Consider the following 3,712-nt stretch of genomic DNA (forward strand, 5'->3'; position numbering starts at 1 on the left):
GTGCTCATGCTTGCCTCGCACCGGGGACAGATGGCGCATGTGGAGCTGCTTTTGCAGGCCGGTGCCGTGCCGGACCTGCGCCAGACCCAGAAAGACAGCGAGCGCGGCGACACGGCGCTGCTGCGCGCCTTCTATGGCGGCCACCTGATCGTGGCGCAGCGGCTGGTGCAGGCCGGGGCGAGCCTGCAGGTGCGCAACCGCTGGGACTGGGGGCCTGTGCACATGGCAGCGCAAAGCGGCTGTGTGCCGTGCCTGGAGTGGTTGGCCGAACAGGGGCAGGCCCTGGACGAGCCCGCGCCCGCAAGCCGGGGCGAAACCCCGGTCATGCTGGCAGCAGCCAAGGGCCGTGTGCAGGTGCTGCAGTGGATGCACGCGCAAGGTGTGGACCTGGCCCGGCGCGACCGGCAGGGCCACAGCGCGCAGGACTGGGCGCAGTGGCGCGGGCAGACCGATGCCGAGCGCTGGCTGGCGGAGCACCTGGGGTCTCGGCGGTAGGGGGGGCCTGCACGGCTGAACTTCCTCCACACAAGCCTTGGCCATGCTGAGAGGGCTGCGGGAAGACCCGGGGGCGGGCGCTAGCGGTCCATAGGTAACATTTGCTATTGTTTTTGAAGCAATTTTTGAGGCCCATCGCGCGGTAACGGCCATTTTTGCCATATTTTTTCCTGCTTGTGCCGTGTGGAACCTGCCCACCACGCGCGTGTCTTGCGTGTCGCGGGGTCGGCAGCCGCTGCGGAACGTTCGGGCCCTGCGGCTGTCAGAGCCGGGCGACCCTTTTCACAACCACAACACCCCGTCCACGATGTTCAAGTCCTTCTTCTTTGCCCGCCGCTGGTGGGTCTGGTCTGTTCTGGGCTCTGCCGTGATCCTGTTGGCCACGGCCTACCGCGTGCAGCTGGATGTACAGATCAACGAATGGTTTGGCAGCTTTTATGACCTGATCCAGGAGGCGCTGGGCAAGCCCGGCAGCATCACGGCCGAGCAGTTCTGGGGCCAGCTCTCCACCTTCGCGCGCATCGCCATGATTTATGTGACGACGGCGGTGCTGGTGGACTTCTTCAGCAAGCATTACATCTTCAGATGGCGGCAGGCGATGACCGAGCACTACATGGCTGCCTGGCCCCGGCTGCGCCACATCGAAGGCGCCGCCCAGCGTGTGCAGGAAGACACCATGCGCTTTGCCCGCACCATGGAAGACCTGGGGCTGAGCTTCATGCGTAGCCTGATGACGCTGGCGGCGTTTTTGCCGGTGCTGTGGGCGCTGTCGGACAAGGTCACTGCGTTGCCGTTGATAGGCGCCGTGCCCCACGCGCTGGTGTGGGTGGCGCTGGCCTGGTCACTAGGGGGCACGCTGTTGCTGGCTTGTGTCGGGGTGAAGTTGCCGGGGCTGGAGTTTCACAACCAGCGTGTGGAGGCGGCCTACCGCAAGGAGCTGGTGTTGGGCGAGGACGACCCTGCGCGCGCCGCGCCGCCCACGGCGGCCGAGCTGTTTGCGGCCGTGCGGCGCAACTACTTCCGGCTGTTCTTTCACTACCTGTATTTCGACGTGGTGAAGTGGTCGTACCTGCAGGTGAGCGTGCTGGTGCCGTTGATTGCGCTGGGCCCCACGCTGATTGCGGGCGCCATCACCCTCGGCGTGATGCAGCAGATAGCGCGGGCGTTCGACAAGGTGCTGGAGTCGTTCCAGTTCCTGGTGCTCAACTGGAGCACGGTGGTGGAGCAAGTCTCGATCTACAAGCGCCTGCGGGCTTTCGAACGGCAGATGCAGGAGGCCGCACCGGTCTCTGCGTAGGACCGGTGGCTCGCTACCGCACCTGTTTCTTTTCGAGCTTGCGGGTGAGCGTGCGCCGGTGCATCCCCAGGCGCCGGGCGGCTTCCGAGAGGTTGAAGCCGGTCTCGGCCAGCACCTCGTTGATGCGCTCCCACTCCAGCGTCTTGATGGAGCTGGAGCGGTTGGTCAGCTCCACTTCGGTGTTGCCCTCTTTGAGCCCGAAGGCTGCCTCGATGTCGTCGGTGTTGGAGGGCTTGGCCAGGTAGTGGCAGGCGCCCAGTTTCACGGCCTCTACCGCCGTGGCGATGCTGGCAAACCCCGTGAGCACCACGATGAGCATGTCGGCATCGGCCGCATGCAGCCGCTGCACACAGGCCAGGCCTGATGCATCGCCCTTGAGTTTCAGGTCCACCACGGCATAGCCCGGAGTGTGTTCGGCGAGCAGGGCTTCCACCTCGGGCAGGCTGGCGGCCTGCAGCACACGGTAGCCGCGCCGCTCGAATGAGCGCGCGAGCGTGCGGGCAAAGGCCTCGTCGTCTTCCACGATCAGCAGCAGGCGCTGCCCGTCGTCGTCATCGTGTGCGTTGTCTTCGGTGTGCATGGCTCAGTTTGTGGTGCCGGGCAGGGCGATGGCTGCCAGGGGCAGCTCTATGGTCACTTGCGCCCCGCCTTCGGGCAGGTTGCGTGCCGCCACGCTGCCACCCAGGGTGCGCGCCACATTGAGCACCAGGTACAGGCCCAGCCCCCGGCCGGGGCGGTTCTTGGTGGACTGGTACGGGGTTCCCAGTTTGGACAGCATGTCGGGGGCAAAACCGGGGCCCCGGTCCGTCACCGTGATGCGCAGTACATCGGCATCCCGCATGACGGCCAGGCGCACCCAGTCGGGCGAGGCATCTCGGGCATTGTCCAGCACGTTGAAAACCATTTGCTGCAGTGTGGTGTCCGACACCATGGGCGTGTCGGCACCGAACTGGTTGTCATATTCGAACGTAGGCATGGAGCGGGTGCCGCGCCATTCGCGGGCCAGCGCATCGACAAAGGTGCACACGGTGGTCTGCATCGACTCCTCGCCGCGCGCCTCGCCCGCCGACAGCAGGATGCCGCTCACAATGCTTTTGCAGCGCTGCACCTGGGCCTGCATTTCGCGAATGTCCTCTTGCAGCGGGGCGTTGTCGGCCAGGCGTTTTTCGTGCTGCCAGTCGCCCAGGATCACAGCCAGGGTGGACAGCGGTGTACCCAGTTCGTGCGCCGCGCCCGAGGCCAGCAGCCCCATGCGCACGATGTGCTCTTCTTCCACGCGGCGGCGGCGTGCGGCGGCCAGGCGCGCGTCGCGCTCTCGCAGGTTCAGGTTGATGCGGGTGATGAACACGACCACCAGCGTAGCGTTGAGCACAAAACACACAAGCAGGCCGAGCACATACAGGCTGGAAAGCCCCTGGTGCAGGTCCTGCGGCAACTCCAGCGGCAGGTGGTGTGTGGCCAGCACCCCAAAGCACAGCAGCGTGATGACCACGATGGACCAGATGTAGGCACCGCGCAGCAGCACGGCTCCAATGGTGATCTGCAGCAGGTACAGGAACACAAACGGGTTGGTGGTGCCGCCGCTGAGGTACAGCTGTACGGTGAGCACGGCCACGTCGATCAGCAGGGCCAGGAACAGCTCGATGGTCCGCACCATGACCCCGGTGCGCAGTCGCAGCAGACTCACCACGTTGAATACGGCCAGGCAGCCCACCACCAGCAGCATCTCGCGCAGCGGCAGCGGCAGGTTCAGGCTGTAGTGCGCCATCTCGATGGTGAACACCTGGCCCACCACGGCGATCCAGCGCAGCTCGATCAGCTGTTGCAGGTTCTTGATGCCCGCTGCAGCGTCGGCCGCACGCGGGCTGCGTTGCTGTTGCTGCGGCGGCGTGGCGGCGGGTTCTGCGCGCGGGGTGGGCG

4 protein-coding genes are annotated in these 3,712 nt (G+C 65.8%); 2 read left to right on the forward strand and 2 right to left on the reverse strand.

What is annotated here, in order from left to right; translation table 11 throughout:
* Both DBR12_RS12475 and sbmA read left to right on the forward strand, forming a co-directional pair.
* The coding region (locus tag DBR12_RS12475) for an ankyrin repeat domain-containing protein (RefSeq protein ID WP_146185528.1) at positions 1–495 on the forward strand (495 nt) is incomplete at its 5' end.
* A 307-nt stretch (positions 496–802) separates the two neighbouring features.
* Positions 803–1,792, forward strand: a complete 990-nt coding sequence (sbmA, locus tag DBR12_RS12480) for a peptide antibiotic transporter SbmA (protein WP_108617540.1) — start codon at positions 803–805, stop codon at positions 1,790–1,792.
* Positions 1,793–1,805: 13 nt separating this feature from the next.
* Here sbmA and DBR12_RS12485 read toward each other — a convergent pair whose 3' ends face one another.
* Together DBR12_RS12485 and DBR12_RS12490 are read right to left on the reverse strand one after the other, a co-directional pair.
* Positions 1,806–2,372: a response regulator transcription factor gene (locus DBR12_RS12485; RefSeq protein ID WP_108617541.1), complete on the reverse strand. Its 567-nt coding sequence runs from the start codon at positions 2,370–2,372 to the stop codon at positions 1,806–1,808.
* A 3-nt stretch (positions 2,373–2,375) separates the two neighbouring features.
* On the reverse strand, positions 2,376–3,712 hold a 1,337-nt coding region (locus tag DBR12_RS12490; RefSeq protein WP_369861545.1), incomplete at its 5' end, for an ATP-binding protein.

The sequence above is a fragment of the Acidovorax sp. HMWF029 genome (assembly GCF_003060895.1).
In the GTDB taxonomy this organism is placed as follows: domain Bacteria; phylum Pseudomonadota; class Gammaproteobacteria; order Burkholderiales; family Burkholderiaceae_C; genus Acidovorax.